The organism is Flavobacterium sp. 2 (assembly GCF_049949195.1).
Classification (GTDB): Bacteria; Bacteroidota; Bacteroidia; order Flavobacteriales; family Flavobacteriaceae; genus Flavobacterium.
In genome coordinates, this window is sequence record NZ_CP188206.1 from 4,222,515 (window position 1) to 4,235,486 (window position 12,972).

The 12,972-nt window shown below is 32.9% G+C and carries 13 protein-coding genes; 10 read left to right on the forward strand and 3 right to left on the reverse strand.

What is annotated here, in order from left to right; all coding sequences use genetic code 11:
* Positions 1 to 110 precede the first annotated feature (110 nt).
* From ACNFIH_RS18540 to ACNFIH_RS18555, 4 genes are all read left to right on the forward strand, one after another.
* Positions 111 to 1,457 (forward strand): cytochrome ubiquinol oxidase subunit I, encoded by a 1,347-nt coding sequence (locus tag ACNFIH_RS18540; protein ID WP_426484248.1) that lies wholly within the window; start codon positions 111 to 113, stop codon positions 1,455 to 1,457.
* A 2-nt stretch (positions 1,458 to 1,459) separates the two neighbouring features.
* Positions 1,460 to 2,536, forward strand: coding sequence for a cytochrome d ubiquinol oxidase subunit II (cydB, locus tag ACNFIH_RS18545; protein ID WP_426484249.1), 1,077 nt, complete (start codon positions 1,460 to 1,462; stop codon positions 2,534 to 2,536).
* Between the two features lie 177 nt (positions 2,537 to 2,713).
* Positions 2,714 to 3,196, forward strand: a complete 483-nt coding sequence (locus ACNFIH_RS18550) for a hypothetical protein (RefSeq protein ID WP_426484250.1) — start codon at positions 2,714 to 2,716, stop codon at positions 3,194 to 3,196.
* Positions 3,197 to 3,346: 150 nt separating this feature from the next.
* Positions 3,347 to 4,198 (forward strand): hypothetical protein, encoded by an 852-nt coding sequence (locus tag ACNFIH_RS18555; protein ID WP_426484251.1) that lies wholly within the window; start codon positions 3,347 to 3,349, stop codon positions 4,196 to 4,198.
* A gap of 150 nt (positions 4,199 to 4,348) precedes the next feature.
* Here ACNFIH_RS18555 and ACNFIH_RS18560 read toward each other — a convergent pair whose 3' ends face one another.
* A complete protein-coding gene (locus ACNFIH_RS18560; protein ID WP_426484252.1) occupies positions 4,349 to 5,134 on the reverse strand; it encodes a sulfite exporter TauE/SafE family protein in 786 nt (261 codons plus the stop codon).
* 199 nt (positions 5,135 to 5,333) lie between these two features.
* Positions 5,334 to 5,966 carry a Crp/Fnr family transcriptional regulator gene (locus ACNFIH_RS18565; protein ID WP_426484253.1) on the reverse strand — a complete coding sequence of 211 codons (633 nt, stop codon included), beginning with the start codon at positions 5,964 to 5,966 and terminating at the stop codon, positions 5,334 to 5,336.
* Between the two features lie 360 nt (positions 5,967 to 6,326).
* On the opposite strand from ACNFIH_RS18565, the gene ACNFIH_RS18570 reads away from it, so the two are divergent.
* From ACNFIH_RS18570 to ACNFIH_RS18590, 5 genes are all read left to right on the forward strand, one after another.
* The gene (locus ACNFIH_RS18570) at positions 6,327 to 6,638 is read left to right on the forward strand and encodes a rhodanese-like domain-containing protein (protein ID WP_142451101.1); all 312 of its coding nucleotides are present in this window, start codon (positions 6,327 to 6,329) and stop codon (positions 6,636 to 6,638) included.
* A 76-nt stretch (positions 6,639 to 6,714) separates the two neighbouring features.
* Positions 6,715 to 8,295 (forward strand): NADP-dependent glyceraldehyde-3-phosphate dehydrogenase, encoded by a 1,581-nt coding sequence (locus ACNFIH_RS18575; RefSeq protein WP_426484254.1) that lies wholly within the window; start codon positions 6,715 to 6,717, stop codon positions 8,293 to 8,295.
* A 242-nt stretch (positions 8,296 to 8,537) separates the two neighbouring features.
* Positions 8,538 to 10,412 carry a M1 family metallopeptidase gene (locus ACNFIH_RS18580; protein WP_426484255.1) on the forward strand — a complete coding sequence of 625 codons (1,875 nt, stop codon included), beginning with the start codon at positions 8,538 to 8,540 and terminating at the stop codon, positions 10,410 to 10,412.
* 11 nt (positions 10,413 to 10,423) lie between these two features.
* Positions 10,424 to 10,822 (forward strand): ACT domain-containing protein, encoded by a 399-nt coding sequence (locus ACNFIH_RS18585; protein ID WP_426484256.1) that lies wholly within the window; start codon positions 10,424 to 10,426, stop codon positions 10,820 to 10,822.
* A 147-nt stretch (positions 10,823 to 10,969) separates the two neighbouring features.
* Positions 10,970 to 11,581 carry a hypothetical protein gene (locus tag ACNFIH_RS18590; RefSeq protein WP_426484257.1) on the forward strand — a complete coding sequence of 204 codons (612 nt, stop codon included), beginning with the start codon at positions 10,970 to 10,972 and terminating at the stop codon, positions 11,579 to 11,581.
* Between the two features lie 51 nt (positions 11,582 to 11,632).
* Here ACNFIH_RS18590 and ACNFIH_RS18595 read toward each other — a convergent pair whose 3' ends face one another.
* Entirely contained in the window at positions 11,633 to 12,196 is a 564-nt protein-coding gene (locus ACNFIH_RS18595; protein ID WP_426484258.1) for a hypothetical protein, read from the reverse strand.
* A 179-nt stretch (positions 12,197 to 12,375) separates the two neighbouring features.
* On the opposite strand from ACNFIH_RS18595, the gene ACNFIH_RS18600 reads away from it, so the two are divergent.
* Complete coding sequence (locus ACNFIH_RS18600) at positions 12,376 to 12,780, forward strand: GNAT family N-acetyltransferase (protein ID WP_426484259.1); 405 nt, start codon at positions 12,376 to 12,378, stop codon at positions 12,778 to 12,780.
* Positions 12,781 to 12,972 lie beyond the last annotated feature (192 nt).

Sequence of the window (12,972 nt, forward strand, 5' to 3'; positions counted from 1 at the left end):
TAAAATTGTTGAAAAGTTTAACAAATCTCAGGCGATAAACTTTTTTTTAAGAGTGACATTTCGGGTTCTAATGGTTAAATTTGTTGAACTTCATAAAACAAATACCACTTATGGAAGAAATGCTCTTTTACGACCGAATGCAATTCGCTTTCACGATTACTTTTCATTATCTTTTTCCACAACTTACAATGGGGCTTTCGCTCATCATCGTTTACTTCAAGTGGAAATATCTCAAAACTAAAGACGAACAATACAATCACGCCACCCATTTCTGGATGAAGATTTTTGCTCTCAATTTTGCAATGGGCGTCGTAACCGGAATCCCGATGGAGTTTCAGTTCGGAACCAATTGGGCTAAATTCTCAGAGTTAACTGGCGGAATTATTGGCCAAACTTTAGCGATGGAAGGAATGTTTTCTTTCTTTCTAGAATCTTCTTTCTTGGGAATATTTTTATTTGGAGAAAAACTCCTCGGACATAAATGGCATTTTGTAACCGGATTATTAATTATGATCGGTTCTTGGGCCAGCGGATTTTTAATCATCGCAACACATTCCTGGATGCAAAATCCTGTAGGTTATGAAATTCTCGAAAACGGAAAATTTGTCCTCAATAATTTTCAGGCATTATTTTTAAACCCTTGGCTTTGGCCTTCTTATCTGCACAATCAGGCCGCTTCTTTGGTAACCAGTTCTTTTGTGGTTGCCGGAATTGGCGCTTTTTATATTTTGAGCAAAAAGAATGTTTCTTTTGGGAAATTGTTCCTAAAAACTGGAGTTGTCTTCGGATTGATTTCTAGTATCATAGTTGCAGTTCCAACAGGAGATTTATTGGCAAAAAATGTAGTGAAATACCAACCCGTAACTTTTGCCGGAATGGAAGGAATTTTTCATACCGAGAAAAAAGGTTCTGAAATTGTCTTAATCGGTCAGCCCGATGTAAAAGACAAAAAGTTGGACAATAAAATTGCGGTTCCAAATATTCTAAGTTTCCTGACTTACGGGAATTGGAATCAAGAAATTAAAGGTTTGGATCAGTTTGAAGAAAATCTGCATCCAACAAATATTTCTGGTTTGTATTATGCTTATCATATTATGGTAGGATTAGGGACGGTTTTTATCGGTTTAATGATATTATCTCTTTTCCAATTAATAAGAGGAAAATTATTTGAAACAAAATGGATTTTATGGTCATTAATGTTCATGATGCCGTTTCCGTACATCGCTAACACAACAGGTTGGTACACGGCCGAATTAGGAAGACAGCCGTGGCTGGTTTATAATTTATTACGAACAGCATCGGGCGCTTCGCCAACGGTTTCTTCTGGAAATACTTTATTTACATTGCTCGGTTTTATTGGTTTATACCTTTTACTCGGAATGTTGTTTTTGCTTTTGATTGGAAAAATTATCAATAAAGGACCTCATCATGTGGAACTTTCAACAGAAAAAATATAAGTATGGAATTTTTTTGGTACGTAGTTTTAATGGGAATTCTGGCGGTTTATTTGGTTTTAGACGGCTATGATTTTGGCGCAGGAATTATTCATTTATTTTTTGCCGATACGGAAAGAGATAAAAAAGTAATCACTAATTCGATTGGTCCATTTTGGGATGCTAATGAAGTTTGGCTGATTGCCGCCGGAGGAGTTTTATTCTTTGCTTTTCCGACATTATATGCATCTTCTTTCAGCGGATTTTATCTGCCTTTGATTATGATTTTATGGCTTTTGATTTTCCGTGCGATTGGATTGGAAATGCGCGGACAAGTACATAATCATATGTGGGAAGCGATTTGGGATAAAGCATTCGGAATTGCGAGTTTGCTTTTGGCACTTTTCTTCGGAATTGCTTTAGGAAATATCGTTCGTGGTGTCAATCTCGGGATGGTGCAAAATGGCGTTTCGACCCAAGAACCGCATTTTTTCTTTTTGCCTTTATGGAATCCAACTTTTAGTCCACAAGCAAATGAATTGGGAATTATCGATTGGTTTACGCTTTTCCTCGGAATTGTAAGTGTTGTCGCCTTAACGATTCATGGTGCAAACTGGATTATTTATAAAACGAATTCTTCTCTAAACCCGAAACTTAAAAATGTAGTTTTTAAACTGAACTTTGTTTTGCTTGTTTTGGTTTTTATTTCACTAGGAATTTGGCATTTTATCGAACCAAAACCATTTCATAATTTTATTGAAAATCCGATTTTATGGTTTTTTCCTCTAATGACTTTTACTGGAATTGCAGGATTATTTAAAGTGCGTTCATTTAAAAAAGACGGTCACGGATTTATTTTCTCAACTTTATTTCTACTTGGCGGATTTGCGTCAACAGCCGTTTCAATTTTCCCGAATGTTTTGCCTTCGACTAATAATGTAAATCCGTCGTTAACGATCTATAATACTGCGGCTCATGAATATGGATTGAATGCTGGATTGAGTTGGTTTTTTATTGCTTTGTTTTTGGTGATTATTTATTTTATTATTCAATATCGCGTTTTCAGTGGAAAAATGGATGATGTTGGGTATGGGGAACATTGAGATTTTTATTTGCTAGGAATTGCACAAATTTTCACGAATTAATTATATGAATAGCCTCCAGTTTTAACTGGAGGTTTTTTTATTGAATTTGAATTGGGCTTTATCCAAAATTGTAAAGTTTGGCTAAAGCCTTTTATTTATATAGATTTGTTTATCTCCAGCTAAAGCTGGAGGCAATTGATAAATGATATGGAAATAGTAAAGTTTAAAAATTGGAAGTTTGGAGTTGATAGGGATTTGACGATTGAAACTTATTCTAATGTAATTGCAAGCGGCGCTGAATCTTGTCTGTGTAGTGATTGTGAAAATTATATTCAGAATCGAGAAAATATTTTTCCTGAAGAAATTAAAACGATGTTTTTAAATTTAGGCATTGATTATAAAAAAGAAGTTGAAATTTTATCGTATCAAATTTTACCAAATGGATTGCATCATGTAGCAGGATGGTTTCATTTTAAAGGCAAAATTATTGATGGTAAGAATTGTAAAAGAGATGTTGAAAATGAAAGTTTTCAAATAGAATTAACAGCTATCGATGATAATTTTTCAATAGGTTTTTGTGAACAAAACAGTTTGACATTTTTTAAAAATAAAGACGGATTAATTCAGGTAGAATTTGAATCTTATATTCCTTGGGTGATTGAAAAAAAATATAATTGAAAATTTCTCGTTTTCCGGTTGTGCGTTAGGGATAGAAGCGGTATCCTTTTTCTTGCTTCTTTAGCAAGGAAAAGATATAGCGGATAGCCCGTTCGCCGCGGCGAAAACGACCATAAAACAAATTAGATTATTTCTGAAAATTATAAATTCATGAAAACCAAAATACTTTCTTTCTTCTTTTTCCTATTTGGTTGTATTAAAGTTTCTGCCTGTGATTGTGATACGCCAAAAACAATTTTAGAATTTTATTCTTCAAAATATGTATTTAAAGGAATAATTGCTTCTAAAATCTTTAGCAAGGATTCTGCAACTTATACCATCAAGTTTAAAGTACTTGAGAGTTATAAAAAAGGTAAAATTCCGAAAGAATTGTCTTTTACATCTTATTATAATAAAGAAAATGCAAGATGGGGTTCTTGTTATACAGAGGAATATCAATATCAGGAATGGTTGGTTTTTGCTCAAGAAAATAATGGGAAGTTAGGTTTTAGTAGTATGTGTTCTAACTCTGAATTTATTGGAGGAAGAGGGATTGATGCATATACGCAAAAAATCCTAGACAACGGAAATCGTTTTAATTTAAAGGATTACATATATAATGATAACGTTGATTTGCGAAGTGAATTTAATTACACTAAGCCCATAACTGATATAGATTCGGTTTTTAGAAATGGAAAGGTTAAAGATTATGAAAAAACATATGCAGTACTGGCATTGTATATAGATGAAAAAGGAAAATTGATTTCGATTTTTACAGGATTGGATATGGATTATTCGGAACCGGATTTTGTAAATGATCCTGTTTTTGGATTATTGAAGAGTTTTAGTGTGAAAAGTAAGCGACCATTAAACGAATTTGAAATAGAGGCTATACATTTATTTAGTCAGGTTAAAGAATGGGAACAAAAAAAACATATAAAAACTAAAGTTCCTGTAAAATACATTCGCTATGTGCGTGTGGAGTTTGATAAGGAAAATAAAAAATGGAAATATGATCTTTAAATAGTAAAAGAAATCTTTTTAGTTTCACCTTTGTCAAAGTTTTATACTTTGACAAAGATTACTTTTACAAGTGAACTAAATTGAAAATATTTAAAAATCTACACAAATTTGCCTCCCGATAGCTATCGGGACTGTGTGATGCTGTAAATTCTAAAATAAAACCTCTTTTGTAATAATATAAAATCCCATTACGAGAACAAACCAGCCAAAAAGCGGTTTTAGTTTTGCTCCGTCGATTTTTTTAGAAAGCTGGCTTCCAATCAGCATTCCGATTAAGGCCATAGCAGAAACGCTTAATAAGAAAGTATAATTAATTGGTGTTCCAATGTATAAATCACCTGCAAAACCTATTGAGGAATTTATTGTGATAATTAAAAGAGAAGTTCCAACGGCCTGTTTCATTGGTAATTTGGCGAAAAACAATAATGCCGGAATAATTAAGAATCCACCGCCGGCTCCAAGAAATCCCGTAACAATTCCGACAATAAAACCAATTATGCTTAATTGAAAATAATTAGTTTCGGCATTTTTGATTTCTGGTTGAGGTTTTCGAATCATCGAAATGGCTGCCGTTATCATCAAAACCGAAAAGACAATCATAATTAGAAAATCTTTCGAAACAGAATATGAAGCGATTGAAAACAGGGTAGAAGCAATCTGCGGAAAAATAACTTCGCGAATAATTAAAATGGAAATTACAGAAGGAATCGCAAAATACAAAGCCGATTTTAGTTTCAAATTCCCCATTTTATAATGGCTGTAACTTCCGGAAAGTGCCGTCATTCCAACAATAAATAAAGAATATGAAGTGGCTTCTTCCGGATTTACTTTAAATAAATACACTAATATTGGAATAGTCAGAATTGAACCGCCGCCGCCAATTAGTCCCAGCGAAATCCCGATTATGATTGAAGCAAAATAGCCTAAATATTCCATTGCATTTATTTTGATGCAAAGTTGCTTCGGAAATTAGAAACCTACAGTAACATTTATCACAGAAGTCTTAAATAATTTCACCATTAAGATATTAAGGTAATTAAGTAGTAGCGCTTAATCTTCTTTAGAAACATTAAGAGATAGAAAATAAAGATTAAATTTCTTAATATCTTAATGGTTCAATTAAAAAAACTTAGTGTTATTTTGTGTTTAATAACTCAATCTGGTTTCGGTTGAGTTTGACCAAACCGCGTTGTTCCATTTTTTTTAATAATCTCGAAACGACTTCTCGGGAAGTATTCAATTCGGTTGCGATTTCCTGATGCGAAAGTTTCACTTCAGCACAGCCACAAGCATCAGAATGTCTTTTTAAATAAAATTCCAAACGCTCATCCATAGATCGAAAAGCAATATTGTCAACTACTTCTAAGACTTCTTCAAAACGACTTCTGTAGGTTTCAATTACAAATTCGTACCAAGAGCGGTGTTCCATCATCCATTTGTCCATCAATTGAAGCGGAATCATCATGACAGTCACATCTTCAACAACTTTGGCCATAATTTGGCTTTTTTCACTTTTGGCAGTACAGATCATCGAAATGGCACAGGCTTGTCCAGGCTGTAAATAATACATTAAAAATTCGCCTCCATCTTCACCTTCGCGATAAATTTTGATTTTTCCTTTCAGAATCAAAACGGTATTTTTAATGTATTGGCCGGTGCGCATTAAAATGGTTCCGGCTTCAAAACTTTGCTCAGTTCCGTTTTCTTCAATAGTAGAGACAAGTTCGCTGGAAAAATTTGGAAAGTTGTTTTTTATGGAGTGCTGCATTGTAATGTTTTTTTACCACCAATTTTACAGATTTATACCAATTACTTCGTGAGAATTTGTGAAATGCGTGGCGAGTAATTTTGTCAAAATCGGATTAAAAATTGTAATTCTTTACAAAGATAATAGATTCGGCTGGCATTGTTTGTCGGAAAATTATAAATAAGATGCATTTTGTGTAAATGAATAAATCCTATTTTCTATCGATTTTGTAGAGTGAATTTTTAAAAATAGTAAGTAAATTTGTAAATCACTGATTATAATCCTTTCTCTAAAACGTTTTCTGAGAATAATAATCGAAATCGCATTTGGTACGTTTTTAATTAATAGAAACGTCGTAATTTTACAAAAACACATATTACTATGAATTTATCACAAGAAGATTGGGTTGCTCAGTTAAACGCTGACGAAAATGCAGTTATACTTGATGTAAGAACTGAGGACGAATTTAATGATGGCTATATTGAAAATGCTTTAAACATTGATATCAATAAAGGTCAGGCTTTTATTTATGAAATTGAAGAATTAGATAAAAACAAAAATTATTATGTGTATTGCCGTTCTGGCGCCAGAAGTGCAAAAGCATGCCAAATCATGAATGAATTAGGTATCAATAATGCCTATAATTTACTTGGTGGTATACTGGACTGGGAAGGCGACACTATACAACCATAAAAGGAAGAAGAGGCGCATAAAAGCCTCTTTTTTTGTTTAAAATGCTATTAATAACCAAACTATAAATTACCAGATTATGAGTTTAATACCCGAAGAATATCAGATTAAAAACCTGATAAATCAAGATACCTATCTTGTAAATGGAGAATTGAAAAAATGGACAGGGCAAACTACACCAGTATTTTCAACGATTTCATCAACTGAAAAATACACTCCAACATTATTAGGATCAATTCCTTTCATGGCTGAAAAAGAAGCTGCCGAAGTAGTAGAAGCTGCAAATGCTGCTTACGATAAAGGACAAGGTCTATGGCCAACTATGAAAGTAGCTGACCGCATTAAATGCATGGAGAATTTTGTCAAGCAGATGAAAGAAACACGTGAAGAAGTGGTAAAACTTTTAATGTGGGAAATTGGAAAAAACCTTGGCGATTCGCAAAAAGAGTTTGACAGAACGGTTGAATATATTTATGATACGATTGCCAGTTATAAAGAATTAAACGGACGTAGTTCTCATTTTGAAAAAGTACAAGGTGTAAACGCAATGATTCGTCGTGGACCTCTTGGAGTTGTTTTGTGTCTTGGACCTTACAACTATCCGCTAAACGAAACTTTTTCATTATTGATTCCGGCGTTGATTATGGGTAATGCTGTAATCTTCAAACCGGCAAAACATGGAGTTTTATGTATTTCGCCTTTATTAGAAGCTTTTAAAACCAGTTTTCCAAAAGGTGTTATAAATATCGTTTACGGACGCGGAAGAGAAGTAGCTTCGCCAATTATGAAATCGGGTAAAATTGATGTTTTGGCATTAATTGGAAACAGTAAATCGGCGATTGCTTTACAGGATCAGCATCCAAATAAAAACAGACTTCGTTTGATTTTAGGTTTGGAAGCCAAAAATCCAGCAATCATTCTTCCGGATGCCGATTTAGATTTGGCTATTCAGGAATGTATCGCGGGAACTTTATCTTTTAATGGTCAGCGTTGTACAGCTTTAAAAGTATTGTATGTTCACGAATCAATTAGAGAAGAATTCAACAAACGTTTCGCTGAAAAAGTAGACAGTTTAGGATTTGGAAATCCTTGGGAAAAAGGCGCTTCATTAACGCCGCTTCCGGAAACAGACAAACCAGCTTACATTCAGGGATTAATTGATGATGCAAAACATAAAGGCGCAAGCATTATCAATGAAAAAGGAGGAAAACATACAGAAAACTTTATTTTTCCAGCCGTTTTATATCCGGTAAATAAAGAAATGAGAGTATATCATGAAGAACAATTTGGTCCAGTGGTTCCAATTATTTCTTTTAAAGATATCAGCGAACCTCTAGAAGATATGGCCGAATCAAATTATGGTCAACAAGTGAGTTTGTTCGGAAAAGATATTAAAACTTTGGCACCACTTATTGATGCTTTGGTGAATTTAGTTTGCAGAGTTAACTTAAATAGTTCATGTCAAAGAGGACCAGATGCGTTCCCATTTACAGGGCGAAAAGATTCTGCTGTAGGAACATTAAGTATTCCAGATGCTTTGCGTTCTTTTTCAATACGTACGTTTGTAGCTTCAAAAGATATCGATTACAACAATGAAATTTTGCAAGAATTGCTGAACAGCAAAGAATCGAATTTCATTAATACCGATTATATTTTGTAGTCATCAGAGTTATATATTAATTGTAGGTTCCGTCTTTTTCTTTTTGAGAAAGACGGTTTTTTTTTTGAAAGGGACAAAGAGACAAAGGTGCAAAGGAACAAAGGTTTTAATTCTTCGCCTTCGCTCAGCATGGCAAACCTGAAACCTGAAACTTTAAAATTTTATAACGCTATTGTAACAATAAGTTAAAAATATCCACTAATATTATAGCGAATTAAAATCATCAAAATCTTAAAACATTTATGAGAAAAAAATCATTGCAATTATTATTAATTGCTTTGGCATTTTTTGTGCAAAACAGCTTTGCGCAGGAACTTTACATGCCTAGAAATATAAAAGAAGCTTACGCAAAAGGTACACGTTCAATGGACGGAAAACCTGGAAAAAATTATTGGCAGAATCATGGAAAATATACCATGGAAATTACTGTTGACGCCAAAACAAAAATTGTTAGCGGAACAGAAACGATTGAATACACAAACAACAGCAACGATACCTTGAAAAACTTGCCAATTCGATTTGTGAATAATCTTCATAAACCATCTTCGCCAAGAAGCGGTGTCGTTAGCCAGGATTTTTTAAGCGACGGATTAACAATTACTTCGTTGAAAATTGCCGGTGAAGTTTATAAAGAAGACGGCAGAAAATGGGGAACAGTTGGAATGATTCGAATGAAAAAACCTATTCCGCCTCATTCTACAGCAACTATTAATATTGACTGGAATTATCCTTTGTCAAAAGAAAGCGGTAGAGAAGGACAAATTGATGAAACTACATTTTTTGTAGCTTACAGTTATCCGCGTGTTTCTGTTTTTGATGATTACAACAAATGGGATAGATTGCCTCATACAGATCGTCAAGAATTTTATAATGATTTTAATGATTATACTTATTCAGTAAAAGCACCAAAAAATTATGTGGTTTACGCAACAGGAGATTTGTTGAATCCTGATGAGGTTTTGCAACCCGAATTTGCTGCTCGTTTGAAAAAATCATATGTTTCAGATGAAATTTTTCACATTGCAAATGAGCAAGAAATGAAATCTGGATTAGTAACAAAACAAAACGACTGGAATGTATGGAAATTTGAGGCTAAACATATTTCAGATGTTTGTTTTGGATTAAGCGATCATTATTTATGGGATGCGAGCAGTGTTGTAGTTGACAAAAAAACAAACAGACGCGCAAGTGTTCAGGCTGCATATGATGTAAAAGGAACTGATTTTGTGGCTTCTGTAAAAAATAATCAATATGCTTTAGATTTCTTTTCGAACAATTGGCCGGGAGTTCCATATCCGTTTTCTAAAATGACAGCTTTTCAGGGATTTGCTGATATGGAATATCCAATGATGTGTAACGACTCACAAATGGGTGATCCTAAATTTGCACAATTGGTTCAAGATCATGAAGTAGCACATACTTATTTTCCTTTTTATATGGGAATCAATGAAACGCGTTATGCTTTTATGGATGAAGGCTGGGCAACAACTTTTGAATATTTGATTGGAATTGCTGAACACGGTAAAGAAGCTGCCGATAAATTCTACAAAGAATTTAGAGTAAAAAACTATATTAATGATGCATCAACAGAAGAAGATCAGCCAATTATTTCAATGTCATCTCAGGTATCTGATGCTGGTTATGGAAACAATTCTTACGGAAAGGCTTCTCTTTCTTATATCGCATTAAAAGATTTGCTTGGAGATGATTTATTTAAAAAAGCATTGCATCATTATATGGAAACATGGAACGGGAAGCATCCAATTCCGTGGGATTATTTTAATTCGATGAATACGGGATCAGGTAAAAACTTAAATTGGTTCTTTAATAACTGGTTTTTTACTAATAATTATATTGATCTTTCGGTTAAGAATGTGGACAAAAATAAAGTTTCAATTGAAAATGTAGGAGGTTTTGCTGTTCCGTTTGATTTAGTAGTGGTTTACACTGATAATTCTGCCGAAACGGTACATCAAACACCTGCAGTTTGGGAGAAAAATCAAAAATTAGCAGTAATTAATCTTAAAAGCAAGAAAGAAATTAAACAGATTACTATTGATGGTGGTATTTTTATGGATGCATCGCCAACAAATAACTTTTGGTTGAATAAACAATAATAAAAGAAGAAATGTCTGGAGAAAAAGACCTTCAAAAGTTGCTTAAAACAATGAAACCCAAACATAAATTGGGTGACTATGTTTTTTGTAAAGTAGAAAAACTAGAAGGATTGGATTTAAATGAAATTGATATGATTTTTAGAGAAGAAGAAGCCATAACGCTGATTTTGAAAAAAGAAATTGCATCAAAATTAAATCTGGATTATTCGGTTATAATGTCTTGGATTACACTCACTGTGCATTCTTCACTAGAAGCTGTCGGTTTGACTGCCGCTTTTTCCAGAGCGCTAACAGATCACAATATAAGCTGTAATGTAGTTGCCGCATTTTATCACGATCATATTTTTGTTAGTAAAAATGATACGGAAAAAGCGATGGAAATTCTAAATTCATTTTCAAATCAGGAATAAATTTTTATTTCATTTTTAAATTATTCATATAAAACTGCTTCAGAGATGAAGCAGTTTTTTTTATGTTGATTATTGTGGAAAACCGTAATTGTTTGAATGATTAATTAACTAAGTTTGCGAAAACTTTAAAAAACAAACCCAAAACCAATGAGAAATTATTTTATTTTTGTTTTTATACTCTTTTCAATAAAAAATATAGCGCAAACAGATGCTAAAATCAAGTTTCAGAAAAATAAATACGATCTGGCTGTTTCCTATTATAAAAAAGCAGATTTCAAAAATGCATTAGATTTATTTTCTATTGCATCTAAACTTAAACCAGAAAATGAATTAGGGAAAGAGTCTATAAAAAAGGTAGATGCTTTAAAGACTATTTTGCGAGATGAAGCTTTAAGTTACATTGTTGGTACTTGGAAAATGACAGGGGACAAGCCTACTTGGGTACAAACTGGCAATATCGAAAAAAATGAAATCGAGGAAATGGTTGAAATAAGCAAAGAAAAGATTTTGTTTTATGAAATAGATAAAAAAACGCAAATCAAAAAAATGATTAAAACGGAAGATTTAAAATATTATAACAAAGACGCATCTGACGCTGCATTTTCAGATATTATTCTTTCTGACGGAACAATCTGGAGCTGTTTGTTAAATAAAGAAGCAAATGTGTTGCGTGTTATTAATGTTGGAAAAAAGACAGAAACTGGCGTTGAAAAAATAACCAGCGATAATGAAGAAGCTTTTTTTGTCAAGATAAAATAATAAAAGGGAATCTAATTTGATTCCCTTTTTTATGCTTACTAATTAAAGTTTTTATAAGAATTTAAATCCGACCGAAAAATTCGAAATTCCCGTTTTAATGCTTCTTCCCGAAGGATCAAGATCGGTTAATCCGGCAAGATATCTGTAATCTACGGTGAATCGCCATAAATCAACTCCAACGCCGCCTAAGAAACTGCTATTATTTCGTTCAAAAGCAATATAATTTAGATTGTTGTTGGCCTTAATATCAGAGAAGTTTTTCCAATTGTAGCCAATAAAAAGTCTAACGTTTCCTAGTTTTCCTAACGGAACAATTTTTAAACCAGCAATTAAGGTGGCATCCGTTCCGCCCAATTCATACTCCGTTTCCCCAATTCCTGTTTGTGAAACAGTAAATTTCGATTGCGAATAACCAAATTCGCCCTGAGCATAAAAAAGAGCCAGATTTACTCGGGCAAAACCGGCGAAACCATAATCAGTTCCTGCGCTTTTTGAGCTGAAATCATCAGTAATGACAGAGGTAATATTGGTTGAAAATTGGGGGCCAAATTGTATAAACTGTGCAAATCCATTCGCACAAATACATAATAATGTCGCAAGAAAGAATTTTTTCATAACCGGTTTTATTTATTTTGATCCCATAAATTTACTTATATTTAATTTAAATGGAATGATTTTTCTGATTTATTTTAAGTTATCTTTTTGATAATGAGGCTTGTGTTGTTTTGTGCTGTTTGGAAGAATAAAAAATAATAAATGCTGTAAATTTGACAAAAGACTAAATATTTTTTAAAATGAAAATTGCAGCAATTGAGCCTTCACAAACTTGGCAAATTCGTCATCAAGTAATGTGGCCAGATCAGCCTTTTGAATTTGTTCAATTAAAAGAAGATGAACTTGGATTTCATTTTGGAGCTTTTGAAGATGAAAAATTGGTTTCTATTGTTTCTTGTTTTTTTTCTGAAGATGAAATGCAGTTCAGAAAACTTGCAACCTTGGAAGAATTTCAAGGAAAAGGAATCGCTTCAGAATTGCTAAAACACATATTTAAGCTGGCTAAAGAGAAAAATATGGCTAAAATTTGGTGTAATGCTCGTACAAATAAAAAGTCATTTTATGAAAAATTTGGAATGACCGATTCACATAAAATTTTTACTAAAGAAGGTCAGGAATTTACCATAATGGAAATTTTGCTGTAAAAAATTCGACTCAAATTGAGGAATAAAATATAGAATGTCAAATATTTATGGTTTTACTATTTTTTGATGGTTCCTTTTTTAGTTGATAAGAAATCATCAGTTTCAAATTCTGGCTGACTGAAATTTTAATATAAAACCATCAGTTTAATTATGGAATAAATAGCGAAAAAAAATGAAAACGTTTTCGTTTAT